Origin of the sequence: Piscinibacterium candidicorallinum (genome assembly GCF_047549485.1) — a bacterium.
In the GTDB taxonomy this organism is placed as follows: Bacteria; Pseudomonadota; Gammaproteobacteria; order Burkholderiales; family Burkholderiaceae_C; genus Piscinibacterium; species Piscinibacterium candidicorallinum.
This window is the reverse complement of record NZ_CP180191.1, coordinates 925,009-951,007: the sequence shown is the minus strand read 5'-3', so window position 1 is coordinate 951,007 and position 25,999 is coordinate 925,009. Positions and strand designations below refer to the sequence as shown.

19 protein-coding genes are annotated in these 25,999 nt (G+C 65.2%); 8 read left to right on the top strand and 11 right to left on the bottom strand.

The window, feature by feature from the left end:
- Positions 1-56: 56 nt before the first annotated feature.
- Both ACMDW7_RS04280 and ACMDW7_RS04275 read left to right on the top strand, forming a co-directional pair.
- Positions 57-1,529 (top strand): cryptochrome/photolyase family protein, encoded by a 1,473-nt coding sequence (locus tag ACMDW7_RS04280; RefSeq protein ID WP_377305267.1) that lies wholly within the window; start codon positions 57-59, stop codon positions 1,527-1,529.
- 71 nt (positions 1,530-1,600) lie between these two features.
- Entirely contained in the window at positions 1,601-1,807 is a 207-nt protein-coding gene (locus ACMDW7_RS04275; protein WP_377305269.1) for a hypothetical protein, read from the top strand.
- A gap of 61 nt (positions 1,808-1,868) precedes the next feature.
- Here ACMDW7_RS04275 and ACMDW7_RS04270 read toward each other — a convergent pair whose 3' ends face one another.
- The 6 genes from ACMDW7_RS04270 to ACMDW7_RS04245 form a co-directional block, all read right to left on the bottom strand.
- A complete protein-coding gene (locus ACMDW7_RS04270) occupies positions 1,869-7,973 on the bottom strand; it encodes an Hpt domain-containing protein (RefSeq protein WP_377305270.1) in 6,105 nt (2,034 codons plus the stop codon).
- A 61-nt stretch (positions 7,974-8,034) separates the two neighbouring features.
- Entirely contained in the window at positions 8,035-10,251 is a 2,217-nt protein-coding gene (locus ACMDW7_RS04265) for a methyl-accepting chemotaxis protein (RefSeq protein WP_377306138.1), read from the bottom strand.
- Between the two features lie 170 nt (positions 10,252-10,421).
- On the bottom strand, positions 10,422-10,982 hold the full coding sequence (locus ACMDW7_RS04260; protein ID WP_377305272.1) for a chemotaxis protein CheW: 561 nt from the start codon (positions 10,980-10,982) through the stop codon (positions 10,422-10,424).
- A 73-nt stretch (positions 10,983-11,055) separates the two neighbouring features.
- A complete protein-coding gene (locus tag ACMDW7_RS04255) occupies positions 11,056-11,433 on the bottom strand; it encodes a response regulator transcription factor (protein WP_054126191.1) in 378 nt (125 codons plus the stop codon).
- A 23-nt stretch (positions 11,434-11,456) separates the two neighbouring features.
- Entirely contained in the window at positions 11,457-11,852 is a 396-nt protein-coding gene (locus ACMDW7_RS04250; RefSeq protein ID WP_054126213.1) for a response regulator, read from the bottom strand.
- 194 nt (positions 11,853-12,046) lie between these two features.
- Positions 12,047-12,211, bottom strand: a complete 165-nt coding sequence (locus tag ACMDW7_RS04245) for a rubredoxin (protein WP_054126192.1) — start codon at positions 12,209-12,211, stop codon at positions 12,047-12,049.
- A 216-nt stretch (positions 12,212-12,427) separates the two neighbouring features.
- Between ACMDW7_RS04245 and thiE the strand changes: the two genes are divergently transcribed.
- Complete coding sequence (gene thiE, locus ACMDW7_RS04240; protein ID WP_377305275.1) at positions 12,428-13,063, top strand: thiamine phosphate synthase; 636 nt, start codon at positions 12,428-12,430, stop codon at positions 13,061-13,063.
- A gap of 106 nt (positions 13,064-13,169) precedes the next feature.
- On the top strand, positions 13,170-14,465 hold the full coding sequence (hemL, locus tag ACMDW7_RS04235) for a glutamate-1-semialdehyde 2,1-aminomutase (protein ID WP_377305277.1): 1,296 nt from the start codon (positions 13,170-13,172) through the stop codon (positions 14,463-14,465).
- A 225-nt stretch (positions 14,466-14,690) separates the two neighbouring features.
- On the opposite strand, the gene ACMDW7_RS04230 is transcribed toward hemL, so the two are convergent.
- Complete coding sequence (locus ACMDW7_RS04230) at positions 14,691-15,524, bottom strand: symmetrical bis(5'-nucleosyl)-tetraphosphatase (protein ID WP_377305279.1); 834 nt, start codon at positions 15,522-15,524, stop codon at positions 14,691-14,693.
- Positions 15,525-15,756: 232 nt separating this feature from the next.
- On the opposite strand from ACMDW7_RS04230, the gene ACMDW7_RS04225 reads away from it, so the two are divergent.
- From ACMDW7_RS04225 to ACMDW7_RS04210, 4 genes are read left to right on the top strand one after another with little or no spacing between them, the layout of a single operon-like run.
- On the top strand, positions 15,757-17,166 hold the full coding sequence (locus ACMDW7_RS04225) for a phosphomannomutase/phosphoglucomutase (protein ID WP_377305280.1): 1,410 nt from the start codon (positions 15,757-15,759) through the stop codon (positions 17,164-17,166).
- Positions 17,167-17,205: 39 nt separating this feature from the next.
- Positions 17,206-17,850 (top strand): DUF4254 domain-containing protein, encoded by a 645-nt coding sequence (locus ACMDW7_RS04220; protein ID WP_377305282.1) that lies wholly within the window; start codon positions 17,206-17,208, stop codon positions 17,848-17,850.
- A gap of 16 nt (positions 17,851-17,866) precedes the next feature.
- Complete coding sequence (waaC, locus tag ACMDW7_RS04215) at positions 17,867-18,877, top strand: lipopolysaccharide heptosyltransferase I (RefSeq protein WP_377305284.1); 1,011 nt, start codon at positions 17,867-17,869, stop codon at positions 18,875-18,877.
- A complete protein-coding gene (locus ACMDW7_RS04210; protein ID WP_377305286.1) occupies positions 18,874-20,163 on the top strand; it encodes a 3-deoxy-D-manno-octulosonic acid transferase in 1,290 nt (429 codons plus the stop codon). Before waaC ends, ACMDW7_RS04210 begins: the two co-directional genes overlap by 4 nt.
- A 16-nt stretch (positions 20,164-20,179) precedes the next feature.
- On the opposite strand, the gene ACMDW7_RS04205 is transcribed toward ACMDW7_RS04210, so the two are convergent.
- The 4 genes from ACMDW7_RS04205 to ACMDW7_RS04190 form a co-directional block, all read right to left on the bottom strand.
- Positions 20,180-21,568 carry a TolC family outer membrane protein gene (locus ACMDW7_RS04205; protein WP_377305288.1) on the bottom strand — a complete coding sequence of 463 codons (1,389 nt, stop codon included), beginning with the start codon at positions 21,566-21,568 and terminating at the stop codon, positions 20,180-20,182.
- An 82-nt stretch (positions 21,569-21,650) separates the two neighbouring features.
- Positions 21,651-21,965 carry a rhodanese-like domain-containing protein gene (locus ACMDW7_RS04200; RefSeq protein WP_377305290.1) on the bottom strand — a complete coding sequence of 105 codons (315 nt, stop codon included), beginning with the start codon at positions 21,963-21,965 and terminating at the stop codon, positions 21,651-21,653.
- A gap of 25 nt (positions 21,966-21,990) precedes the next feature.
- Complete coding sequence (locus ACMDW7_RS04195; RefSeq protein WP_377305292.1) at positions 21,991-22,659, bottom strand: protein-L-isoaspartate O-methyltransferase family protein; 669 nt, start codon at positions 22,657-22,659, stop codon at positions 21,991-21,993.
- Positions 22,660-22,857: 198 nt separating this feature from the next.
- A complete protein-coding gene (locus ACMDW7_RS04190; protein ID WP_377305294.1) occupies positions 22,858-25,995 on the bottom strand; it encodes an efflux RND transporter permease subunit in 3,138 nt (1,045 codons plus the stop codon).
- Positions 25,996-25,999: the final 4 nt, after the last annotated feature.

Below are 25,999 nucleotides of genomic sequence, written 5' to 3'. Positions count from 1 at the left end.
ACGCAAGGCTGGAGGGCCGGAGGGAGGCGCAAACTCGTCTTAGGATCTGCGCTTCGATGCCATCTGAACAATTTGACTGTGGTCTGGTCTGGCTGCGCCGCGACCTGCGCCTGAGCGACCACGCCGCGCTGTATCACGCGGCGCAGCAATGCCGGCGCCTGTTTGTCGCATTCATCTTCGACCGCGACATTCTGGACAGCCTGCCCCGGCAGGATCGGCGCGTAGTCTTCATCTGGGAGTCCCTGGCGCCTGTTGACGCCGCGCTGCGCGAACGTGGCAGCGCGCTCATTGCCCGCCATGCGCGGGCATGCGAAGCCATTCCGATGCTGGCCCGCGAGCTGGGCGCCGATGCAGTCTTCACCAATCACGATTACGAGCCGCAGGCCATCGCGCGCGATGCCGCAGTGGCACAGACGCTTCGCAGCGAAGGCCGCCAGCTGATCACCAGCAAGGACCAGGTCATCTTCGAGCGCGACGAGGTGCTCACCGGGGCCAGCAAGCCGTTCTCGGTCTTCACCCCATACAAGAATGCCTGGCTCAAGAAGCTGGACGCCTACCAGCTCAAGGCGTACCCAAGTGAACGGGCACTGGATCGCGTCGCGCCGCTGCCGGCAGCGGTGGCCGGCGGGCTGCCGAGCATGGACTCGATGGGTTTTGACGCGGAATTCCGCATGAGCCTTGCACCTGGCGAGGCCGGGGCACGTGCCTTGGTGGATGAATTTCGCGATCGCATCAGCCAGTACCACGACACGCGCGACTTTCCTGCGGTCAAGGGGCCGTCCTACTTATCGGTGCACCTACGCTTTGGCACAGTGTCGATCCGTGAACTGGCACGCTTTGCATGGCAGCGCGTGCAGACCGACAGCACGGAGGGCGCCTCGCGCTGGCTGGCGGAGCTGATCTGGCGGGACTTCTATCACCAGATCCTGTTCCACCACCCGCGGGTGGTGACCCAATCCTTCAAACCGGAGTACGACCGCATCGTGTGGGATGCGGATGAGGCCAAGTTTGCTGCCTGGTGCGAGGGCCGCACGGGATTTCCGCTGGTGGATGCCGCAATGCTCCAGCTGAATACCAGCGGCTACATGCACAACCGCCTTCGGATGGTGGTGGCCAGTTTTCTGACCAAGGACCTGGGCATCGACTGGCGCTGGGGCGAGCGCTATTTCGCCGAGAAGCTCAATGACTTTGACCTTGCTGCCAACAACGGCGGCTGGCAGTGGGCGGCGAGCACGGGCTGCGATGCGCAGCCCTATTTCCGCATCTTCAACCCCTTCAGTCAGAGCGAGAAGTTCGACGCCCAGGGCAGGTTCATCCGCCGCTACCTGCCCCAGTTGGCGAGGCTGCCGGACAAGAACATCCACGCTCCGCATCTGATGGAACCCATGCTGCTGCGCGCCGCCGGCGTGAATCTTGGCGTGGACTATCCGCGGCCGATCGTCGACCACGATGTGGCGCGCAAGAAAACTCTGGAGCGGTTTGCGGTCGTCAAGGCCGCATCGGGCATGGAAGCTGCATCTGAGGCGTGAAAGCGGGTTTATTCGGGGAATTTGCCGAATCTCAGCGCACCACAATAGGCCCATTCCTTGCCGCAACTGCCATGCGCCTTGCACTGTCCTTCCTGCCCGGCTGCATCCTGATGATGCTGGTCTCGCTCAGCGAGCGCGCTACCGTGCACGCTGAATTCGTGCGCCCAGCGCAGTTCGGCCACATGCTGTGCCAGTGGCACAACGCGCTGAGCTTCAATGAACCACTACGGTCCGACGAAGATCTGGCCGAGATCATGCCCTGGACCGGTAACGTCTGAAGCAGAAAACCCAAACAAAAACGGGGCGCCAGAGGCGCCCCGTCTATTGAGGATCGTCCTGTCAGGCAGGCTGTGGTGCCTTGCTGCCCAAGAAGCCGCGGATGTGGCCCAGCAACTCGTTGTCCTGATAGGGCTTGCCGAGGAACACGTTCACACCCAGCTCCATCGCAAAGTTGCGGTGCTTGTCCGCAGTGCGCGAGGTGATCATGATGATCGGCAGCTCGGTGTAGCGGGCGTCACCGCGGACATTGCGCGTCAGGTCGAAGCCGTCCATACGCGGCATTTCGATGTCCACCAGCATCACGTCCGGCGTCACATCCTGCAGCTGGCGCAGCGCGTCCACGCCGTCCTTGGCGAGCACGACCTGGAAGCCTTCGCGCGAGAGCAGGCGCTGGGTCACGCGACGCACCGTGAGCGAGTCGTCTACCACCATGACCACAGGCAGCGTGCGCAGGCCTTGCGAAGGCTCCGAAGCTGCAGCGCGACCGCCCACGATTTCGGCTACGGCGCCGCCCACGACGGCATCTTGCGGTGCCGAGGGGTGGGGCGCTGTTGCTGCATGACCGAAGCGCTGAGCCATCGGCAGCGGGTTGATGATCAGCACCACCTCACCGGAGCCGAGCACGGTTGCACCGGAAATGCCGATCACACGTGCCAGCTGCGGGCCGATGTTCTTCACCACCACTTCGCGGGTGCCGATCACTTCGTCCACGTGAATGGCTGTGCGCTCATCGCCTTGCGCGAGCACGACCACGGGCGAATAGCGCTGCGCAGCCGGCGTCGCATCATCGAGCGCCATCAGCTGTGCAAGGTAGTGCATCGCCACAGGCTTGCCGCGCGAGAGCACCTGGCCTTCGTTGTAGGCCGCAGCCAGCGCGGCCGCCTTCAGCTGCTGCACCTCGGACACCAGCACCGCAGGCAAGGCCACGGTGTGGCTGCCCACACGCACCAGCACAACCTGAGTCACAGCAAGCGTCAGAGGCAGGAAGATGGTGAACTGCGTGCCCTTGCCGGCATCCGTACTGACCGAGATGCGGCCGCCCAGCGAAGCGGTCTCCGCGCGGACCACGTCCATGCCCACGCCGCGTCCGGCCAGCTCGGTGAGCTCGGTGGCGGTGGAGAAGCCCGGTTGGAAGATCAGCTCGGTCAGCTCGGTGTCACTGACCGATGCGTCGGCGGCGAGCAGACCACGCTCCACACCACGCTCGCGGATGCGCGGCAGGTTCAGACCGGCGCCGTCGTCACTGAACGTGATGCGGATTTCATTGCCTTCCTGGCGCACATCCACCTGGATGTTGCCCTGCTCGCTCTTGCCGCTCGCAACACGGCGCTCGGCAGACTCGACACCGTGCGCCACGGCGTTGCGCAGCAAATGCTCGAACGGGCCGACCATGCGCTCCAGCACCGCGCGGTCCACTTCATTGCCTGCACCGCGGATATCCAGCGCGACGCGCTTACCCGTATCCCGGCCCGCCTGACGCACCACGCGATACAGGCGGTTGGAGACGCTGTCGAAGGGCACCATGCGTACGCGCATGAGGTCCTGCGTCAGATCGCGGGTCAGTCGGGCCTGATTGAGTAGGTCACGGTCCGCTTCGACAAGTGAGCGGCCCAAGTTCTGCTGCACGGTCTGCACGTCATTCACAGATTCTGCGATGAGGCGGGTCAGTTCCTGCAGGCGCGTAAACCGGTCGAATTCAAGCGGGTCGAAGCCGGCATCGAGACGCTGCTGCTCAAGGCGCGATTCAATCTGCGACTCGGCCTGAATCTCGAGTTCGCGCAGTTGAGTACGCAGACGGCTGACGTTTTCCGTCAGTTCGCCGAGTGCATTTCGGATACCCACGACTTCCGCTTCCACGCGGGTCCGCGCGATCGCGACTTCACCGGCCTGGTTGACCAGTCGGTCAAGAATGTCTGCACGGACGCGAACCAGCGCACCGCCAGCTTCGGCTGCAGCCGCAGTCGCAGGCGGCGTCGCCGGTGCCGTGATGGGGGCCACCGGCGCGCGCACGGGGAAGTTGATGACGTTCGCCGCGGCGGACTGCACCTCGGAGGCAGCGGCAGGGGGTTCGACGGGCGTTGCCACCGTGGCTGCGTCTTGCTCGGCGCGCTCGGCATCGGCCAGCAGGTCGGCCTCCGGGCGGTTGCCGCTGGTGACTTCAAAGACCAGCTGCATGCGGTCGTTTCGGCGCTCAAGCTCGTCAAACAGCGCGTCACTGTGGTCGCCACTCGCAACGGCATGCTCGATGCGAGTTTCCATCTCGTGTGCCGACTGACCGACGCGCAGCGCACCCGCCATCCGCGCACTGCCCTTCAGCGTGTGCAGGGTACGAAGAAGCGAGGCAGGATGTTGCTCGGCGGTCGGCTGTGCACGCCAGGCACGCAGGCCATCGCTGAGCTGAGGGAACTGTTCGTGTGCTTCAAGAGAGAAGATCTCGAACAGCTCAGGTTCGATCTCGTCACGGATGCCCACGTCAGGAAGCAGCGCCATGTCGACGGCAGCGACCGGGCCCCGAACTTCAGTCACAGGGATAACCGGTCGTTCGGCGGCTGGGGGCGAGGCTTCGATGGCCGGCGCTGACACCGGAATCGGTTCGGTCACCGGCAGCGCTTCGCTCTCGACAACGACTGGCGGCTCCTCGAGAGCAGGCAGGGCATCGACAGGAAGCGCCATAGGCGGGTCGATCGATTCGAGCGCGTCAACGGGCTCGAGCAGTTCAGCGGGCTCACTCGGTGCTTCGGCGACGATGTCATCACCCAGCAGCAAGTCGATCTCACCGACTTGCGCGGAATCCGCCAAGTCAATCACTGCTGCAGACTCGATTACCGGAGCCTCCAGCGCAACGTCGGAAACCGGGTCCGGAAGATCGACTTCGTCCACGTGGGCCAGGCCATCCAGCAAGGCAACGGCCAGCGTGCTGACCGGCGGATATTCACCGGAAGCAAAGCTGCGTTGCATCGCCACCAGTTCGCCCGCGATCGTCTCCAACGCGGCGTGTCCTGCTGAGTCGAACGTGCGCTGTGTGCGCTTGGCAACAAGCAGCAGATCTTCGAGTTGGCCCGCCACCGTTTGAATGGTGCGCGCACCGACGGTGGCAGCACTTCCTGCCAGCGTATGCGCAAGACGCAGCGCGAGTTCTGAAACTGGCCGCTCTTGCTCATGCGACCACTCGGCAAAGTCCTGGCTGAGCCGGCGCAGGTTCTCGTCGGCCTCGGCGGTGTAGATGTTGAACAGGGGAACGCTGATCGTGACTGGACCGATCTGCTTCACATCTTCGGCCGCAGCGGCGTCCAACTCGGCGGGCGCAACAGCCTCGCCTTGACTGGACGGTTCCAGCGGCAGATCGACCACGGACACAGGCGCAGCGGAGATCGGCTCGCCAAGATCCAGATCGAGATCCAGCGCGAGATCGAGCGGCGCATCTGCCGCTGAAGCGGGTACGGACTGAGGCAGATCAAGATCCGGCAGGCTCAGATCAAAGTCCGGGACCAGCGGCACTTCGACAGCCTCGGCTGTCTCAAGTGCGGGCTCGGAAGTGTCTGTGGGACTCGACTCGGCGCCCGGCAGGTCTAGTGTGAGATCCAGCGTCGGGAGCATGTCCTCAGTCGCTTCGACGGTTTGCGCCAGCGGTACAGCAGCTTCGCTGGCGCCAGTCCAGCGATACACACCCTCATTGCGCAAGGCTGCAGCCGCGGTCTGGAACGCCTCAGGCTTGCGCCATGAGCGACCCGTGCTATCGATCTCGTCCACCCAAGCACGCAGCTCATGCGCAGAGGTCGTGATCAGGCGCAGGAGCTCCGGCGTTGCAGCCATGCCTTCTGCGAGCCAGTGGTTCATCAACTGCTCGATGGCCCACGACGCTTCACCGAGATTGTCGAGGCCGACCATGCGCCCCGAACCCTTGAGCGTGTGAAAACCGCGACGCAAGGTCGTGAGCACGCCCTGGTCGGACGGGCTCGCTTCCGCCTGCGGGATCGCGGCTCCTATGGTGTCAAGAACTTCGCGGGCTTCTTCGATGAAGATGCCCAGAAGCTCGGCATCGATGGCTTCTTCTGATTCTGGCACCGGCTGCAGCGGCGGCGGTGCAGTGGCACTTGGCGTTTCGTCGAGCGCTTGTGCAAGCGTGGTGAGCGCGGACACGTCACCGCTTGGTGACAGCGCGGCCAAGGCCTTGCTGGTATGTGAGACTAGCGAAGGCTCGTCGATGATCGCCGCGCCGTCACGCATGGCAATCAGGGAATCGCGAAGCTCTGCCTTGATGGACTCGTCCTGCGGGCTTTCCTGCAGGGCACCAATCAGCTCAACTGTTTTTTTTTGATGTCCCTGGATCACCTGCTCGAGGCTCTCCTCGGGCTCAACCAGCGAGAGTTCGGCCATCGCGGGTGCGATGGGCTCGGCAACCAGCACGCTGGTCGCTTCGCGCGAGGCTGATGCGGTGTCTTCAGCGCGCTCGACGAGGCCCTGGGATGCGGCATCAAAGGCGTACCGATCACGATTGCCCTCGGGGTCGCGCAGGAAAGCCTCAACAGCAAGTGTCAGCCGACCATAGTTCTCGGCGAGGCGCGTGAAATCGCTCTCTGACGGCTCGGCCTCGGGAAGCGTGAATTCCCGAAGCGTATTGCGGATGCTTGCGACGGCCTTTGCGGCCTCGGGCATGCCGAGCACGCCAAGCGCACCTTCAACCTGCGCCAGCGGCGAGTCGTTGCCGTTCAGGGGCGACTTGTCGGCCGGGTTGCGGAAGTATTGGTCCAGATTCTTTTCAACCGCGCCCAGCTGGGCAGACAACTCGGTCGTCAGCGACTGGAACGTGGAGCGGTCCTGCTCGCGCCGGGCGATCTCGTTGAGCCAAGTCTCCATCGGGCCAGGATCCTGGCCACCGGCAGCAGCCTCGATGCGCCGGATGAGCGCCGCGATGCGTTCGTCACGCCGCGGATCCGGACTGTGGATCGACCCGAGCAGCAACTCCAGATACAGGATGCCGCTGGCGACCTCAAGGCCCAGTACATCGTCCGGCACGCGGCCGTCGGCAGCGCAGCGCATGGCCGTGGCGCCCATGACTGCGGCAAGACTTTCGGCACTCGCCTGACGCAGCCGCTCGAGCAAGCCGCCCAGATCCTTGGCCTGCCGCGAGAACTGCTCCAGCGTTTCGAACTGTCCGCGTGCGGCCAGCCCGCCAGGTTCGGCATCACGACTGCCTGCGGCCTGATTCCAGATGCCCTTGATCTGCGCCACCTTCTCCTTGGCACTGGCGAGGATGTCGCGGTCAATCCGTACGAAGCGACTGGTTTCGTAGTCGCGTGGCACGGCTTTCTCGAGCGAAAAGACCTGCTGGACCTGTGCGACGATGGGGGTGGCCGCGGGCGCCTTGGCCACGTAGAACAAGGCATCCTTCATCAAGCGCTCGGCCACCTGAGGTGAGCCGTCGACCAGTCGCTTGACCTGCAGATTCACGCGGGCAGCCAGACGCTTGAGGTTCAGATCGCGTTCGGCCCCCGGCGCAGTCTCGCGAGCCGCGGCCAGCGCGGTGAGCACTGTCCAGAACGTGTGGTGCTGTGGCGAGCGCTGCGTCTGGGCAACGGTAGCCAGCGCAGCGGCCATTTCCTTCCACGTGGCTGGGGTCGCCTGATCCTGCAGCAGCTGAAGTAGAGACAACTCGTAGCGACGACGTGCGGCCTTCAGGGTCGGCTGCACGGTGGCCTCATCCAGTGCGGCGTTCTCCGCAGGGAGGATGCGAGCAGACAGATCGGGGAAAAACAGATCGGCCGCGTGCACCCGCTCTGCATTGCGGGCGCTCAACACATCGCGAAGATACGGATACAGGCGCAGCGGTTCGTGCGCACCGCCGGCAAGCAGCTCTTCGCAATACGCGACGATGGCGGTCAGACTGTCGTCAACGGCGTCAAGTGCGGCGGGCGTGGCGTGATCCGGCTCTGCCTCAAATTGGGCCAGCAGCGACTCGACGGCTTCGGACAGCGTCGAAAGCCCCTCGATGTCCAGCATCTGCAGCGCACCGTGAAACTGGTGCACGCGGTTGATGGCAAGCGCCAGACTGCCGCTGTCATTGCGCTGCGCGCGGTACTTGCCCAGCGCTTCCTGCGCTTCGCTGGCCACGGTGCGCACTTCCGGGAAGATCCAAGAAAGCGGCGCGGTGTCGACGGTCTTCATCGATCCCCCCAACATATCGAGAGCATGCGGCCGCGGCGTTTGCCGCAGCGCGGTTCAGGCATCAGGCCGTCGTCTTGAATCGGGACACCGAGTTCTTCAGCTGCAAGGCCAGTTCGGACAGCTGGCCAATCGAGCCCGCCGTCTGCTGCGTACCCTTGGACGTCTGCTCGGTCACCGCCAGAATCTTGGTGATCGACTGGGACACACCAGCGGCCTGAACAGCCTGCTGCTCCGTGGAGCGCGAGATGTCGGTAATCAGTTCGGCCAGTTCCTTGGACACCTGACCGATGTCCTGAAGCGCGTGGCCGGCGGCGTCGGAAAGCTTTGCTCCTTCGACCACACCCTGCGTGGACTTTTCCATGGCGGCCACAGCGTCCTGCGTGTCGGTCTGAATGGTGCGCACCAGCGCAGCAATCTGCTTGGTGGCTTCCGCGGAACGTTCGGCCAGTCGCTGCACTTCTTCGGCAACCACCGAGAATCCGCGACCTGCTTCACCGGCGGAGGCTGCCTGGATGGCAGCGTTCAAGGCGAGCACGTTGGTCTGTTCGGTAATGTCCGAGATCAGTTCCACGATTTCACCGATCTCCTGGGACGATTCGCCCAGTCGCTTGATCCGTTTTGCGGTTTCCTGGATCTGGTCTCGGATTTCGTTCATGCCGGCGATGGAGTTTTCCACCGCCTTCTGGCCGTCTTCGGCCGCTGACAGCGAGCGGCGGGCCACATCCGCTGTATCCGACGCACGGCGCGACACCGCCTGAATGTCGGTGGTCATGCGCAGCACGTCATCACCCGTGGAGCGGATCTCGCGAGCCTGTTCTTCGGAGGCCTGCAGCAGCTGCATCGAGGTTTCGCGCGCCTGACCGGATGCGTCGGCCACGAGCTGTGCGGCCGAAGACACTCGGCCCACCAGGCCACGCAGTTCTTCCACGGTGTAGTTCACCGAGTCGGCGATGGCGCCGGTGATGTCCTCGGACACGGTGGCCTGCACAGTCAAGTCGCCGTCGGCCACTTCCTGCAGTTCGTTCATCAGACGCAGAATGGCCGCCTGGTTCTGGTCGTTCAGGCGCTTGGCTTCCTGCTCCTGCTCTTCGGCGGCGAGTCGCTGGCGCTCAGCTTCGGTTGCGCGCTCGCGGCTGTCATCAAGGAACAGCTTGGCAATGCCAGCCGCAGCACCCAGCACCAGGAAGGCGCAGAGCAGCATGATGGTGTAGTGCAACAGACGACGGTTGGTGGCACCGCGCAGCTCTTCTTCCAGAGTGACGAGATCCTTGCGCAGTGTTTCGCTCTCGCGGAACACCAGGCTCTCGGCCTGCTTGGCCTGCACGATCCGCTGCAGGTTGGACAGAATGCCGCCCACGCTGCCCTGGAACTGTTCGAAGGCCTTCTTCAGCTCGGTCAAGCGTTGTTGGACTTCGCTGCCAGCGGGTGCTGCGGGCAGGCGTAATACATCACTGCCGGAGAGCAGGCCATCCAGCAGATCGCGGAAGGTGTTGGTGTCCTTGCCCAGCAGGAAGGCGGTTTCCGGGTTCACCGTTTCGCCAGACACAAGTTCATTGGCATTCTTCGCCAGACGCTGCGTCAACATCACCAGCTGGCCGGAGGCAGAAATTTCGCGCGCGCTGGCGCCGGAAGAAAGCTTGAGAGCCGAGATTTGTTCGGTCAGTTCAAGCAGCTGCGGGTTGCTCTCGTTGATGACGCGCAGGAAGTTACCGAAGTTCGACAGGGGCTCCTTCTGACCCAGAATGGTCGTGGCGCCTTCTTCGCTTCGCTTCCAATCCTCGTTGACCTTGGCCAGCGTCGCCGCCACGCTGCCAGGAGCGCTGGCGTAGTTGTTGCCCTTGAAGTCGCCACCATTGGTCAGGACGCTCAGCGCATCCTTGAGCTGGTCGCGAGCCTCCTGCACTTCGGCGAAAGAGGCCGCGCTACCCACCACGGCGCCCTTAACCGCCTTGGCCAGTCGCTGCGACTGCACCTGCGCATCCACCGTCATCTGAATGTGGCCGGCGTTGTTGTTGGCAAACGCACCGTCAATCAGCACCGTGAGGATGCCGACCACCAGCGAACCCACCAGCACCGCGGTCAGGATGCGGATCTGACGTGCAATCGGGAGATGCCCGATCATCGGCAGCTTGAACGCCAAGCGATCATCGGTCGCGGCGCGCATGGTCTGCGTCTCGTCGGGCTGGAACTCGGGATCGTTCGGCACGTCGGCCGGGATCTGCATGACAGTCGGGGCCGCCAGCGCCGCAGCGCCTGCGTCGACATCCGGCGCATTCATCTGCGGATCGTCGGCAAACTCAGCCTTGGCCTTCTTGCCGCCAAACAGTCCACCCAGTTTCAAGGCCATCTTGAGGCTCCTCTTCCTCTACTAAACGCTCCGGCCACAGCCCGCGGGCGTGAGACGCAGAGAACTGCAATACGGATGCGGTGCGTTGCCGGCCCTTCGGCTCAGGCAGCACCAATCTGCAAAAAACCATCGGAGGCTGCGAGCGCCTCCAGCGAAAGCTCGGTCCACTGGCCGCCCGATCCGTCGCGCCAGGAACCCAGCGCCACATGCGTGGCCGCCTCGGGCAGTCCGTCAGCGTGAAATTCGGCGGCGCGGAGATCTTCGACGTTGCGCAGGCCCAGCACGCGTGTGGCAATCAAGCCGGCGTTCACGCCCAGTGCAGGGGCCAGAAGGATCACGCGTGAGGTGCTGTCCGTCGGCGTGGCGTCCATGCCGAAGTAGCGGCACAGGTCGACCACGCCGATCAGCGAACCCCGCACGTTGGCCAGGCCCTCGTACCAAGGCAGCGTGCGCGGCACCTTGGTCACGGCCGGTACGGAGATGATCTCGCCCGTGGAGGCCAAGGGCAGTAGCAGGTTCAGCGAGCCGCAACGCACGGCCAGCTTGGGGTGTGCCACCGCGGCGGACTGGGCATCGCGGATTCGCTGGGCGATCCGGGCCTGGAACTCGCGCAGCCGGTTGCGCTGCGAGTTGTCGGGGCTGTTCGGTGCGGGTGCGCTCATCAGCTCGGATGCAGTTGGGCTGCTGGGGTGCGTGGTGCGGGCGGTGTTCAGCGCTGCGAATCGACGCGGCCGATCAGAGCTGAGATTCCGGCAGGGCGCGGATCTTGCCCAGCAGTTCGTCGGGGTTCACAGGCTTAACGACATAGTCGCGCGCGCCCTGGCGCATGCCCCAGACCTTGTCGGTCTCCTGCCCCTTGGTGGTGCACATGATCACCGGGATCATCTCGGTCTCCGGATCCTTGGACAGGGCGCGGGTGACCTGGAAGCCGTTCTGGCCGGGCATGACCACGTCCATGATGACGAGCTGCGGGCGCTCGATCTTCACCTTGGAGAGGGCTTCTTCGCCGTTCTCTGCCTGCACGACCATGTAGCCGTTCTTCATCAGCAGGTCGGTCAGGAAATAGCGCTCGGTCGGAGAATCGTCCACGACCATGATCTTGGTGATTGCCATTGCGTCGTCTCTATGTAGATCTGTCAGCGCTGGGCGAGCAGCTCGGCGTGCGAGCGCACTGCCGCCAACAGGGTTTCCTTGGTGAAAGGTTTGGTCAGATACTGGTCCGAGCCCACCATGCGGCCGCGCGCCCGGTCGAACAGCCCGTCCTTGGAGGACAGCATGATCACCGGCGTGCTGGAGTACTTGGGGCTCTTCTTGATGAGTGCGCAGGTCTGATAGCCGTCAAGGCGTGGCATCAGGATGTCGCAGAAGATGATGGCCGGCTCGTGGTCGTTGATCTTGGCCAGCGCGTCGAATCCGTCTTCGGCCAGCAGCACCTGACAGCCCACCTGCGACAGGAAGATCTCCGCGCTGCGGCGAATGGTGCTCGAGTCATCGATCACCATCACCTTCAGGCCGTTGAGTAGTTCAGACATGGGCGGCGGGCACTCGTTGTGGGGAATGTTCAATCAAACCAAGTTCCGCCGGGCGTGAACAGCTTTCGGCCAGACGAAGAGACTCGAGAATGCACTAGAAAACTTATCAACGAGTTTAACGAAGCACTTTAGGTGTCGCTAGGAAAATCAGGCACTTGCGAGCGATTCCTGCGCAACTCGCGGTGTGAAAAACGTCAGATTTCCACCATCTCGAAGTCTTCCTTGCGGGCGCCACACTCCGGGCAGGTCCAGTTCGGCGGCACGTCTTCCCACTTGGTGCCAGCGGCGATGCCGTCGTCGGGTGCCCCCTTCTCCTCGTCATAGATCCAGCCGCAGATCAGGCACATCCAGGTTTTCATGAAGTTCGCACTCTTAGAATGTGAAAGCCCGGCCATGTTACCGAAGGCAACAGCGCTGATTTCCTGTTTCGCCCCGGTGGTGCAAGGCGGGCAACCGCGTGGTGCGCATGCAACGCGAGCTCGCCGAACCGGTCCGTCTCCCGGTCTGGCAGACGGACCGGGCGCGCACCGCCCGTGGCTCGACCCCCGCCTCGCTTGGACAGACTTCCACAGACGATGACCGACCGGCAACCCACACGCCGTATCCAGGGGCTGTACGCCATCACGCCCGACGGCCTGCCGGCCGCAGACATTCTGCTGCGCACAGGGTCGGTTCTGCGTGGCGGCGCGCGCGTGGTGCAACTGCGCAGCAAACACATTGAAGGCGCGGCACGGCTGGCGCTGGCCAGCGCGCTGCGCCAGCTCACGGGCGAGCACGGCGCCCTGCTGATCATCAACGATGATGTCACTCTCGCCCTGCAATGCGAGGCTGATGGCGTCCATCTCGGCCGCGATGATGGCGATCTCGCCGCGGCCCGCGCGCAGCTGGGTCCTGCCCGGCTGCTGGGTGCGAGCTGCTATGACCAGCTGGCGCTGGCGCAGGCGGCGGTGGCCGCCGGCGCGGATCACGTGGCTTTTGGCAGTCTGTTCGACTCACCGACCAAGCCGGCGGCGGTTCGCACTCCCCTCTCTTTATTCAACGCTGCTGCGCCGCTGGGCGTGCCGCGCGTGGGCATCGGCGGCGTGGATCTCGACACGGCCCCGCGGGCGATTGCCGCGGGTGCCGATGCGCTTGCGGTGATTTCAGCCCTTTACTATGCGCCGGACCCCGAAGACGCAGCTCGTGCGTTCAGCGCACTGTTTGCCGCCTGACGCGGACGCTACCGCAGCACCGAAGCCCAAACCGCCCGTCGGCGACAGGCCGCACCTAGCCCCGCCCCGGCCATCCATAACCCTCTCGCTCTTGCCCCACTGCCCTATGTCCCGCAACGACACCCTGTTTGCCCGTGCCCAGAACGTGATTCCCGGTGGCGTGAATTCGCCCGTGCGCGCCTTTCGCGCCGTGGGCGGCACGCCGCGCTTCGTGGCGCGGGCGCAGGGGCCCTACTTCTGGGACGCGGACGACAAGCGGCACACGGACTACATCGGCTCCTGGGGCCCGATGATCCTGGGCCACGGCCACCCGCAGGTGGTCGAGGCGGTGACGAAGGCTGCGCTGGAGGGTTTTTCCTTCGGCGCACCCACGGAGCGCGAGATCGAGCTGGCCGAGGAGATCCTGAAGCTGGTGCCCTCAATCGAGCAGGTGCGGCTGACGTCAAGCGGCACCGAGGCCGGCATGAGCGCGATCCGCCTGGCGCGCGGATTCACCGGCCGCAACAAGCTCATCAAGTTCGAAGGCTGCTACCACGGCCATGCGGACGCCCTGCTGGTGAAGGCCGGCAGCGGTCTGGCGACCTTCGGCTTTCCGACCAGCGCCGGCGTGCCGGCCGACGTGGCCAAGGACACGATCGTCCTCGAATACAACAACATCGCCCAGCTGGAAGAAGCCTTTGCCCTACACGGTAAGGAGTTGGCCTGCGTGATGGTCGAGCCGATCGCCGGCAACATGAACTTCGTGCGTGCGAGCGTGCCCTTCATGACCCGCATGCGCGAGCTGTGCACCCAGCACGGCGCCCTGCTCGCCTTTGATGAGGTGATGACCGGCTTTCGCGTCGCGCTGGGCGGCGCGCAGAGCATCTACGCGCGACTGATTCCCGGCTTCAAGCCGGACATGACGGTGATGGGCAAGGTGATCGGCGGCGGCATGCCGCTGGCGGCCTTTGGTTCCACGCGAGAGGTGATGGCGCAGCTGGCGCCGCTGGGGCCGGTCTACCAGGCAGGCACGCTGTCGGGCAACCCGGTGGCCACGGCCTGCGGGCTGGCCACGCTCAAACTGATCCAGCAGCCCGGCTTCTACGAGCAACTCGCGGTGCGCACGCGTCAGTTGGTGGACGGCCTGCAGCGCGAAGCGCGCGCGGCGGGGATTGACTTCACGGTGGACAGCGAAGGCGGCATGTTCGGTTTCTTCTTTGCCGACCACCTGCCGCAGCATTACCAGGCCGTGCTGGCCACGAACAAGGAGCGCTTCAACCGCTTCTTCCACGGCATGCTGGACGCTGGCCACTACTTTGCGCCGGCGCTGTATGAGGCGGGTTTTGTGAGCGCGGCGCACACGGCTGAGGTGATTGACGGGACGATCGAGGCCTCACGCGGGGTGTTTGCGCGCCTGGACTGAGCGCCCGCGCGGGGCTCGGCTCCACTCGATGTCGAGCCACGTTTTCATGTTTGGCCGAATTTGCCTTAGTAACGCGACCGAATCTGACCTAAATCAGCCCGCTTGCCAGACCGGACACCCAAAGATCCGCAATGTGCAAGCGGAAAGCCGCAAACGGCGATTTTTCATGATTCCGGCTGAAAGTGACTGATCTTTCTGGCCGTTTTTTGTAGTTCGAAGAAGCGTCTAGCGCCCGCCCGCCACGCAGGGCACCTGCACGAAGCGCCGCTGGGTCCAGTCCGCATTCAGGATGCAGCCGGTCAAGGCCTGGCCCCAGACGCAGCCGGTGTCCAGCCCAATCAGATTCGGCCGCTCGATCAGCCCCACTGTGCTCCAGTGGCCGAAGACCACCGGCACGCCGCCCGTGGCGCGGCGCGGGATGTCAAACCAGGGGAGCATGCCCGGCGGTGAACTGAGCGCGCCGTCCTTGGTGTCGAAGTCCAGCCGGCCCGACGGCGTGCAGAAGCGCAGACGCGTGAGCACGTTCACGATCGCGCGCAGCCGGTCCCAGCCCTGCAGATCGTCGCGCCACTGTTCCGGCGCATTGCCCCACATGTGGCGCATGAAGTCGCACCAGCCGTCGCTGCGCAGCACGGCTTGCACTTCGGCGGCGGCATCCAGGGTCTGCTGCACTGTCCAGCGTGGATCGACACCAGCATGCACCATCAGATGCCCCGCCTCGAAGTGCGCCAGCGGCCGGGCGCGCAGCCAGTCGATGAGGTCGTCGCGGTCCGGTGCGGCCAGCAGCGCATCCAGCGTGTCGCCGCGCTTCGGGCTGCGCACACCGGCAGCCACGGCGAGAAAGGCGAGATCGTGGTTGCCCAGGATCGCCACGCAGTCGGGCTCGCGTATCAGACGGCGCAGCACGCCCACCGAATCCGGACCGCGATTGATCAGGTCACCCGCGATCCACAGCGGCCCCGCCCAGCCCGCAGCCCGCGCGGCATCCAGCAGGCGCTCGAAGGGATCGAGGCAGCCCTGCAGATCACCCACAACCAGAATGGAACCGGGGTCGGTCATCACCACAATCATCAAGACATTCCACGCGCCCCGCAGGATGCCGAGCGCGCCATTGCGACTGGATTCTATGGGTGCGCAGCAGCTCTGTTGCGCTGCAAAAAGAAACATGGGCGTGGGCTAGCATTGCGCGCTGCGAGCGGAGGGCTCGCGCAGGCGCCCGCATCGTGCGCCGCATCCCGAAACCACGGCGTCCGGACGCACGGCCGCCACTCAACACCAGCGCACGCCACCCATGAGCATGATCTCCAAGGACATTTTCAAGGCCTACGACATCCGCGGCATCGTCGACAAGACCCTCACCGTGGAAGCCGTGCGCGCCATCGGCCAGGCGCTCGGCCTGCAGGCCCGCGCGCAGGGGGGCACCACCTGCGTGGTCGGCCGCGACGGACGCCTGAGTGGCCCGGCGCTGCGCGACGCGCTGGTGGCGGGCATCACCGCCGCGGGCATCGATGTGATCGACATCGGCGTGGTGGCCACGCCCATGGTGTATTGGGCCGCAGTGGAGTTGCAGGCCGGCGGCAAGAGCGTGGGTAGCGGCGTGATGATCACCGGCAGCCACAACCCGCCCGAATACAACGGCCTGAAGATGGTGGTGGCCGGCACCGCCATCTGGGGCGACACCATCCAGGCCCTGCGCCAGACGATCGAAGCAGGCCTCCCGCCCGCGGTGACCACGCCAGGCAAGGTGAGCATGCACGACGTGACGGACGCCTACATCGCGCGCATCGCCAGCGACGTGAAGCCGGCGGCCAAGCTCAGGATCGCCGTGGACTGTGGCAATGGCTCGCCGGGCGCGGTGGCACCCAAGCTGTTCCGCGCCCTGGGTTGCGATATTGATGAACTCTTCTGCGAAGTGGACGGCACCTTCCCGAACCACCACCCGGACCCAGCCCATCCGGAAAACCTGGAAGACCTGATCGAGCATCTCAAGACGACGGACTGCGAGATCGGCTTCGCCTTCGACGGCGACGGCGACCGCCTGGGCGTGGTCACCAAGAACGGTGCCATCATCTGGCCGGACCGGCAGATGATGCTCTACGCGCGCGACGTGCTCTCCCGCAACCCGGGTGCCGAGATCATCTTCGACGTGAAGTGTTCGCGCCTGCTCGGCCGCGAGATCGAACGCGCCGGCGGCAAGCCCCTGATGTGGAAGACCGGCCACAGTCTCGTGAAAGCGAAGCTCAAGGAAACCGGCGCGCCCCTCGCCGGCGAAATGAGCGGCCACATCTTCTTCAAGGAGCGCTGGTACGGCTTCGATGACGGCATGTACACCGGCGCGCGTCTGCTGGAGATTCTTGCCAAGGCCAAGGCGGCCGGCCAGGACATCTCCGCCCTGCTTGAAGGCCTGCCCAATTCCAGCAGCACGCCGGAGCTGCAGCTCAAGTGCGCCGAAGGCGAGCCGCATGCGGTCATCGAGAAGCTGGCCGCCAACGGCAAGTTTGAAGGTGCCGAGCGCATCATCAGCATCGACGGCGTGCGCGCCGAGTGGGCCGACGGCTTCGGCCTGGCGCGTGCCTCCAACACCACGCCGGTGATCGTGCTGCGCTTTGAGGCCGACACGCCGGAGGCGCTGGCACGCATCCAGGGCGCCTTCCGCAGCCAGCTGCTGGCCGTGAAGCCGGACGCTGCATTGCCGTTCTAAGCTCCCGTTTTCCTCACAAGCACAAGAAGCGCCACCGCCATGAACCTGCCCACCAGCGCCGAAATCACCGCCTTCCACGATCGCTGCCTCGCGGATCCCGCCTGGCCACCCACGGAGATCCGGATGCGCGAGACGGACGAGCCGGTGTGGCAATGGATCGGCGAGAACCACCGCAACAACTGCCTGCTCTGGGCCGAGGAAGATCTCGCGCGCCGCACCACCGTGTCGGCTGAGGATATTGCGGTGAACAAGCGCCACATCGACAAGTTCAATCAGGCCCGCAATGACGCCACCGAGCGTGTGGATGAGCAGCTCTTGATCGGCCTGGGTCTGGTGGACACAAACAGCGCCCGCACCGACTCACCCATCTCCAATATCAAGGCCGGCAGCCGCCTGAACAGCGAGACCGCGGGCAGCATGGTGGACCGGCTGTCGATCATGTCCCTCAAGATCCGCGCCATGCGCCAGCAGACCGAGCGCACCGATGTGGACGAAGCCCACCGCGAGAGCTGCCGAGGCAAGCTCGCGCGCCTGAACGAGCAACGCGGCGATCTGGCCAGCTGCTACGACCAGCTGCTGGACGACGCCCGCCTGGGCCGTGCGCACTTCAAGGTCTACCGCCAGTTCAAGATGTACAACGACCCGCGCCTCAACCCGGCACTGGTGGCCGAGGCGAAGAAATAAGGCCTGCGGCGCGTCCATGCGCGTCCTGATCGTCAAGACATCGTCCATGGGCGATGTGGTGCATGCTCTGCCCGCGGCCAGCGACATCGCACGCCGCTACCCGGGCGCACGAATCGACTGGCTGGTGGAGCGGCCCTTCGCGGCCCTGCCGCAGCTGCACCCGGCGGTGCAGAACGTGGTTCCCATCCAGTTCCGCAAATGGCGCAAGAGCCCCTTCGATGCGGCCGTGCGTCAGGCGGCTGGTGAAGCGATTGCGCGCCTGCGCAGTGAACCCTACGACCTGATCCTGGATCTGCAGGGCCTCGTCAAGAGCGCGATGTTCTGCAAGCTCGCGCGCGGCCCGCACAAGACTACACCCATCGCCGGCTACGACCGCGCAAGCATCCGCGAACCCTTGGCCAGCTTTCTCTACGACCGTACCGCCAGCGTGGCGCGCGATCAGCAGGCCGTGGCGCGCAATCGGCTGCTCACGGCCGCGCATCTGGGTACGGACGCAGATGCGCCTGCGGACTTCGGTCTGGGCAGTGTCACACCCCTGGATGCCCGCCAGCATGACTGGCTGCCGGCAGGGTCAAACACAGCACCCTACGCGGTGCTCATGCCTGCCGCCAGCCGTGCCGAAAAGCTCTGGCCCGAAGCCAGCTGGCAGGCCGTGGGCGAACGGCTTGCGCAAGCGAGGCTGGCGCGCGTAGTGCTCTGGGGTAGTCAGGACGAACTCGAACGCGCACAGCGCATCGCGCAGACCATCGGCGGCAGCGTGCCGCCCTTCCTCACCGTGCAGGAAGCCGCGCAGCTCATGGCCGGTGCGAGCGCCGTGGTGGGGCTGGACACCGGCTTCACGCATCTCGCCGCAGCGCTGGGCAAACCCACCATTGGCATCTACTGCGACCACGAACCTGGTCTGGCCGGCGTGACCGGCCCGTCCTTCACGGCCAGCCTGGGCGGCAAGGGTCGCCCGCCGAGCACGGCGGACGTGCTGGCCGCTCTCAACATGGCTCTGGCCGTGGCCGCAGCACCCGACGCATGAGCTTCGGCAGCTGGTTCGCGCTCAAGGTCTATGGCCTGCTCTCGCGGGCGGCCATTCCATTTGCGCACTGGCACCACAACCGCCGTGCGAAGGCGGAGCCGGGCTATCGGCTGCACCGCGCAGAGCGACGCGGGCATTACCCCAGCGCACGCGCGGGAGTGGTCTGGCTGCATGCTGTCTCGGTCGGTGAAGTCCGGGCCGCCCAACCGCTGATCGAAGCCATGCTCGCACGGCCCGATGTACAGGCCCGCGGCCTGCTGGTCACCACCCTGACGCCCACCGGCCGTGCCACCGCGCAAGACCTGTATGGCGACCGAGTGCTGCACGCCACCCTGCCCTGGGATACGCCAGGCGCCACACGCCGCTTCATGGCTGCCTGGCAGCCGGCGCTGGGCCTGTTGATGGAAACCGAGCTGTGGCCCAACCTGCTGGCTGCAGCACGGGAACGCGCGCTGCCGGTAGTGGTGGTCAACGGGCGGCTGTCCGAACGGTCACTGCGGCGCACCCAACGCTTAGCCGCGCTCGCACGGCCCGCCTACGCCGGCCTCGCTGCGGTGGCGGCGCAAAGCGCGGATGACGCGCGCCGCTTCAAGGCGGTGGGTGCGCTTCGGGTGGAGGTCTGCGGCAACCTCAAATTCGAGATCGCGCTCAATGCGGACCAACTGGCTGCGGGGCGGCAAGTGCAGCGCCGCGCGAGCGGCGACGGCGCGGGTCTGGTGATCGGTCTGATCAGCACCCGCGACGACGAAGAAGCGCCGCTGCTACAGCAGATTGCGCCACTGCTGCAGACACACCCGCAACTCAAGCTACTCGTGGTGCCGCGCCGACCGCAGCGCTTCGATGAAGTGGCCGAGCTCATGCGCGGCATGGGCCTCGTCTTCGGGCGGCGCAGCGAAGGCGCGGTGCTGGGCGATCTGGGCGCGCAGCGCGTGCTGCTGGGCGACACACTCGGCGAAATGGCCTACTACCTGGGCTGCACGCACATCGCCGTGCTGGGTGGGGGCTGGCTGCCGCATGGCGGCAGCAATCTGATCGAACCCTGCGCGGCCGGCTGCGTCACCCTGCTTGGGCCGCACATGTTCAATTTCGCACAGGCCACGAGCGACGCGGTGACGGCAGGCGCCGTGCTGCAGCTTGAAGGCGCCAGCGCACTGCGTACGCAGATGGAAACCCTGCTACCGGACGCCAAACGCATGCAGGCGCTGTCTCGCAATGCGCTCGGATTCCAGCAGGCCCATCAAGGCGCGCTGGCGCGCACCCTGGCACTCATTGACCCCTTGCTCTGAGCGCGGGGTTGGCGGCTCAACGCTTGGGCGGCGGCTTGACGGCTGGCGAAGGCGGTACCACCACCGGCTCCGGCGTGACTGGCACCGGCGAGAGGTAGGCATTCACGGCCTTCAGATCCTCGTCGCCCAACTGGCCGGCGGCCGACTTCAGGCGCAGGCCGGCGAGCAGCGTGTCATAGCGGGACTTGAGCAGGTTGGTGCGGGTCTGCGCGAGCTGCTGCTCTGCATTGAGCACTTCGAGGTTGATTCGCACACCGACCTGATAGCCCAGGCGCGTGGAGTTCAGCTGACTGGTCGCCGACACTTCGGCCGCTTCCAGGGCGCGAACCTGCGCCAGACCGTACGTGACGCCCAGATACGCCTGCTTGGCGCCCTGGTTGGCGGCGCGCTTGGCCGCTTCCAGATCAAGGCGCGCCTTGTCCTCGAGGGCGATGGTCTCGCGCAGACGGGCATCGATGGCACCGCCTGCATACAGGGGCCAGGTCATCTGCACACCGACCGTGGCGGAGTTGCCAGTGGAAGAGCGCGGCAGAGAAATCGAACCGGAAGAGCGGTTGGCACCGACATTGCCCACCAGATCCACTGTAGGCAGGTTGCCCGCCTTGCTGCGCGTCACGTCGCGCTTGGCGATCTCCAGGCTGCTGCCTGCGATCACCACGCCATAGTTGCCGCGCTCGGCCTGGCTGACCCAGTCTTCCATCGAGGCCGGTTCCACCATGCGCAGGTTGGGCTTGTTCACGAGACCGTTCAGCGAAGGCGTGGGGCGGCCGGTGATCTGGGACAGCGCCGACTGCTTGGAGATCAGATCGCCCTGGGCCACGGCCTCCTGCGCGACGATCTGGTCGAAGCGGGCCTGGGCTTCATGCGTGTCAACGATGGTCTTGGTGCCAACCTCGAACTCGCGCTTGGCCTGGGCGAGTTGCTCGCCCACTGCCTTCTTCAGCGCCGCAATGGCGGACACGCTGTCCTGCGCAGCGAGCACGTCGAAATAGGCTTGCGACAGACGCAGAATCAGATCCTGGCGGGCGGCGGCCAGTTGCGCGTCAGCGATCTGCTCACCGAGCTTGGCCTGCTCCTGCTGCGCCCAGTTGGCCGGGCGGAACAGCGGCATCGTCGCCTGGATGCCGGCCTGCTGGTTGTTGTCATTCGAGCTGGCCGACGGCGTACCGCTGATCTTGAGCTCAGTGCGTGTGGCGTTGGCCGATGCCGTCAGCCCGACATTGGGCCGCGTCAGGGACTTGGACTGATTGGTGCGTTCCTGCGCAGCCACCAGCGAGGCACGCGCGCCGCTGAAAGTCGGATCGTTCTGCAGCGCCGCGTCGAAGGCCTCCTGGAGCGAGAGGGCGTGGGCCGCGGGCAGGGCCAGCAGGCTGGAGAGTGCGACGGCAAGAGCAGTGCGTTGCATGGATCGGTTTCCTTGTGGGCTTGGCAACGTTCGGTGGGAGGAGGCGTTGTGCTTGTGTATCGGCGATCGGGCAGATGCCGGTTCAGTACCGCGGCACCGCGGGGTCCACAGCTCGGGACCAGGCATCGATCCCGCCGCTGAGATTGCTGACGCGCTCGAAGCCGGCGCGCATGAGAAAGAAGGCCACCTGCTGGCTGCGCATCCCGTGATGGCACATGCAGATGATGTCCGCTGAACGATCCAGTTCGCCGAGTCGCTGAGGGATGTCACGCATGGGGATCACGACACTGCCCTCAACCTGTGCGGTGGCAATCTCCCAGGGCTCGCGCACGTCCAGCAGCATGGCCCCCTGAGCGATGCGTGACTGTGCGACTTCCGGGGCGAGCTGATCGATCATGCGGGCGCAGGCGGACTCGTTGGGATCAGAAGCGGAAGCGCTCGACCGTGGGGCCGCCTACCAGCAGCGTCGTGAGCGTCTCGAAGAGCTTGACCTGGGTGAATTGGTCCTCGCCCGTGCGCGTGACCAGCACCGCACTCATGACCGGCGCCTGACCGACGATGGCGATGAAACGGCCGCCCAGCTTCAGACTCTTGAACAGATCTTCGGGCAGGCGCTCGACAGCGCCGGACAGCAGGATCACGTCAAACGCATTCGCGTCGTGGCTCGCGGCAAAGCCGTCGCCTTCGCGCACGGTCACGCTGCTCATTCCGCCACGGCTCAGATTGGCGCGGGCAAATGCCGCCAGCGCCGGCTGGCGCTCCCAGGTCTGCACGGTCTGGCCGCGGCTGGCCAGCAGCGCAGCCATGTAGCCCGAGCCGGCACCGATCTCGAGGATCGTGTCCGTGGGCTTGACGGTGAGCTCTTGCAGCAGCCGGGCTTCCAGCTTGGGGGCGAACATCACTTCGCCCGGCGCCGCACCGTCCACGTTCAGCGGAATCTCCAGATCGCTGAAGGCCATGGCGCGGTAGGGCGCTGGCACAAAGTCCTCGCGCTTGACGGCGGCCAGGGTGTCGAGCGTGGCCTGATCCAGCACCTCCCAGGTGCGAATCTGCTGCTCAATCATGTTGAAGCGGGCTTGTTCGAAGTTCATGATGCTCAAGGGCGCAATGTTCCGTCAGACCTGTGCTGACCGGGGGTTCGGTGCGACAAACCGACGGATTGGGGTGTTGAAGTGCATGAGCGAAGGGGTCGCTGCACAGGAGGCTGACGGTCCGCCGGCTGATTCAAGCCAGCTGCCGTCAACGAAGCAAAAAATGTTAGCAAAGGGGCCGTGTGCGTCCGCATGAGCCTACTCCGCCGCCTTGGGCGACAGGTTTCCGCTCTGCAAACCCGCGCGGCGCTTGAACCAGACGGTCAGATCATCCAGATAGGTGTAGATCACCGGCACCACGACCAGGGTCAGGATGGATGAAGTGATGGTGCCGCCGATCACGGCCTGACCCATGGGTGCCCGCTGCTCGCTGCCCTCGCCGATCCCCATCGCCAGCGGCACCATGCCGAACACCATGGCCAGTGTGGTCATCAGGATCGGCCGCAGACGAACGTGGGCGGCCTCCAGGATGGCGGCCCCGCGCTCCATGCCGGCCTCGCGCGCATGGTTGATGAAGTCCACCAGCAGGATGGCATTCTTGGTCACCAGACCCATCAGAAGGATGAAACCGATGATCGAGAACATCGACAGCGTGGAGCCGAAGAACAGCAGAGCCAGCACCACGCCTATCAGGGTGAGTGGCAGCGAACTCATGATGGCGATCGGCTGCACGAAGCTCTTGAACTGGCTGGCCAGCACCATGTAGATGAAGATGATCGCCAGCACCAGGGCCTGCAGCGCGTAGGCAAAGCTCTCGGCCATGTTCTTGGCGCTGCCGCCGATGCTCGGCCGGTAGCCCGGCGGCCAGTCGATGCCGTCCAATACCTTGCGGATCTCGGCCGATACCTCGCCCGAGCTGCGCCCGAACACGTTGGCGTTGATGTTGATCTCGCGCGTGAGTTCACGCCGGTTGATCTGGCTGGCGCCGACCGTCTCGCGCAGATCCGCCACCTGGGACAACTTGACCAATCGGCTGCTGCCGTCCGCGCTCTGGCTGCCTGCAGACTGGCTGGCCGCAATCGAAAGGCGCGCCATGTCATCCACCGCGCTGCGGTCGCTCGGTGCCAGCTGGACATTGATGTCGTAGTTCTCGCCGTCCGGCGCGCGCCAGGTGCCGGCGGTGTCCCCTGCGATCAGCGGGCGCAGCGTTGCGGCAACCTGCGAGACACCCACACCAAGGTCACTGGCCGCATCACGGCGCACCTCGATGGCCAGCTGCGGTTTGGCCGGCTTGGAGGACGTATCCACATCCACCAGACCCGGAATGTCGCGCATCTTGCTTAGTACCTCGGCCGTCAGGCGCTCGAGCACCTTCTGATCCTGCCCCAGGATCGAGAAGCTGATCGTCTTCTCGCCTCCCACGCTGTCGCGCATACCCACATTGGTGACGGTGATGCCGGCCACCGCCTGCAGGCGCTCGCGCAGGGGCTGGGTGAGCTGCTTCTGGCTGCGGCTGCGGTCCTTGCGGTCCACCAGCTTGATATAGATGGTGGCGTAGTTGCGGCCCTGGGCGCTGCCGGTGTTGATGGTCGCGTAGGTGTAGCGCACCTCGGGCATCTCGCGGATGATGCTCTCCACCTGGCGGGCCTTGGCTTCGGTGAGCTCCAAAGACGATCCCACCGGCGTGTAGAACTCCACCGAGCTTTCGGAAAAATCCGCCTGCGGCACGAATTCGCTGCCGACGAACTTGGCGATCGGGAAGCTGCCAAAGAAGGCCACTGCGGCCAGGGCCAGCGTGGTCTTACGGTGCGCGAGCGACCAGGCCAGCGCGCGTTGATAGAAGCGCCCCACCGCCTGCGTGACACCGTCGAACCAGCGCAGCATCCGGGCCAAGGGGCCGTTGCCCTTGGGGCCGCCATGAGCATCCGGGTCGTGCCAGATGGAGGACAGCATCGGATCCAGTGTGAAGCTCACGAACATCGAGATCAGCACAGCCGCCGCGATGGTGATGCCGAACTGGTGAAAGAACCGGCCGATGATGCCGCCCATGAAGCCGATGGGGATGAACACCGCAACGATCGCCAGCGTCGTGGCCATGACCGCCAGCCCGATCTCGCGCGTGCCATCCATCGAGGCGGTGTAGGCGTCCTTGCCCATGGCGGCGTGGCGCACGATGTTCTCGCGCACGACGATCGCGTCATCGATCAGCAGGCCGACGCACAGGCTCAGCGCCATCAGCGTGATCATGTTGATCGTGAAGCCGAACCAGTACATGAACAGGAAGGTGCCGATCAGCGCCACAGGCAGTGTGAGGCCCGTGATCACGGTGGAGCGCCAGCTGCCCAGGAACAGGAAAACGATGAGGATGGTGAGGATCGCACCTTCCACCAAGGTGCGCTGTACGTTGGCCACGCCGGTGCGGATCGGCTTGGAGCCGTCCTTGGCGACGTTGATCTCCACGCCCTTGAGTTCCTTGTTCAGACCCTCGACCGTGCTCTTGACGGCGTCCACCACCTCGATGGTGTTCTGGCCCTGGCTCTTGAGGATGTCCATGGCGATCACGCGCTGGCCATCGACGAGCGCGAGGCTGTCCTGCTCGGCCTGGCCATCCTGCACCGTGGCGACCTGGCGCAGGTACACGGGCTGACCCGCGCGTCGCGCGACGATCAGGTCGTTGAACTGGTCGGAGCGCTCGATGCGGCCGGTGATCTGCACCACCTTCTCGCTGCCGCGGTTGCGCAGGGTGCCGGCCGGCAGCTCCTGGTTCTCGTTGCGCAGGGCATTCATCACGGCGTCCACCGAAACGCCGTAGGCCTCCATGTCTGCCGGGCGCAGCAGCACATTGATCTGGCGCTTCACGCCGCCGACGATGTTGACCTGCCCCACGCCGCGCACATTCTCGATGCGCTTCTTGATCAGCTGATCGGCCATCGTGCTGATCTCGCGCGCGCTCATTGCAGGCGCCTTCACATACAGCGAGACTACGGGCCGATCGGCCGGGTCGAAGCGGCTGATTCGCGGCTCCTTGACCTCGCGGCGGAACTGCGGGCGGATCAGCGCGACCTTCTCGCGCACATCCTGAGCGGCCTTGGCGGGGTCGATGTAGAGCTCAAACTGCACGATCACCACCGAGCTGCCTTCATAGCTGCGGCTGGTCAGGGTGTTGATGCCGGCAATGGTGTTGACGGCCTCCTCCACCTTGCGCGTGATCTCGGACTCCACCACCTCCGGGCTGGCGCCGGGATACTCCGTCTGCACGACGACGACTGGGAAGGTCACGTCCGGGAACTGATCCACCTGCATGCGCTGATAGCTGAAGATGCCCAGCACCACGAAGGCGAGCATCATCATGGTGGCCAGCACCGGGTTGTGGATGCTGATGCGGGTGAAGAACATGCTG

Bases quoted from the DNA above. Each gene is read 5' to 3' on its own strand.
- ACMDW7_RS04225 (WP_377305280.1), top strand. From the start codon at position 15,757: ATGAGCATGATCTCCAAGGACATTTTCAAGGCCTACGACATCCGCGGC.
- ACMDW7_RS04190 (WP_377305294.1), bottom strand. From the start codon at position 25,995: ATGTTCTTCACCCGCATCAGCATCCACAACCCGGTGCTGGCCACCATG.
- thiE (WP_377305275.1), top strand. From the start codon at position 12,428: ATGACCGACCGGCAACCCACACGCCGTATCCAGGGGCTGTACGCCATC.
- ACMDW7_RS04265 (WP_377306138.1), bottom strand. From the start codon at position 10,251: ATGAATGCGCCGGATGTCGACGCAGGCGCTGCGGCGCTGGCGGCCCCG.
- ACMDW7_RS04200 (WP_377305290.1), bottom strand. From the start codon at position 21,965: ATGATCGATCAGCTCGCCCCGGAAGTCGCACAGTCACGCATCGCTCAG.
- ACMDW7_RS04260 (WP_377305272.1), bottom strand. From the start codon at position 10,982: ATGAGCGCACCCGCACCGAACAGCCCCGACAACTCGCAGCGCAACCGG.
- ACMDW7_RS04220 (WP_377305282.1), top strand. From the start codon at position 17,206: ATGAACCTGCCCACCAGCGCCGAAATCACCGCCTTCCACGATCGCTGC.
- ACMDW7_RS04205 (WP_377305288.1), bottom strand. From the start codon at position 21,568: ATGCAACGCACTGCTCTTGCCGTCGCACTCTCCAGCCTGCTGGCCCTG.
- ACMDW7_RS04270 (WP_377305270.1), bottom strand. From the start codon at position 7,973: ATGAAGACCGTCGACACCGCGCCGCTTTCTTGGATCTTCCCGGAAGTG.
- ACMDW7_RS04230 (WP_377305279.1), bottom strand. From the start codon at position 15,524: ATGACCGACCCCGGTTCCATTCTGGTTGTGGGTGATCTGCAGGGCTGC.
- ACMDW7_RS04280 (WP_377305267.1), top strand. From the start codon at position 57: ATGCCATCTGAACAATTTGACTGTGGTCTGGTCTGGCTGCGCCGCGAC.
- ACMDW7_RS04275 (WP_377305269.1), top strand. From the start codon at position 1,601: ATGCGCCTTGCACTGTCCTTCCTGCCCGGCTGCATCCTGATGATGCTG.
- ACMDW7_RS04250 (WP_054126213.1), bottom strand. From the start codon at position 11,852: ATGTCTGAACTACTCAACGGCCTGAAGGTGATGGTGATCGATGACTCG.
- hemL (WP_377305277.1), top strand. From the start codon at position 13,170: ATGTCCCGCAACGACACCCTGTTTGCCCGTGCCCAGAACGTGATTCCC.
- ACMDW7_RS04245 (WP_054126192.1), bottom strand. From the start codon at position 12,211: ATGAAAACCTGGATGTGCCTGATCTGCGGCTGGATCTATGACGAGGAG.
- ACMDW7_RS04255 (WP_054126191.1), bottom strand. From the start codon at position 11,433: ATGGCAATCACCAAGATCATGGTCGTGGACGATTCTCCGACCGAGCGC.
- ACMDW7_RS04210 (WP_377305286.1), top strand. From the start codon at position 18,874: ATGAGCTTCGGCAGCTGGTTCGCGCTCAAGGTCTATGGCCTGCTCTCG.
- ACMDW7_RS04195 (WP_377305292.1), bottom strand. From the start codon at position 22,659: ATGAACTTCGAACAAGCCCGCTTCAACATGATTGAGCAGCAGATTCGC.
- waaC (WP_377305284.1), top strand. From the start codon at position 17,867: ATGCGCGTCCTGATCGTCAAGACATCGTCCATGGGCGATGTGGTGCAT.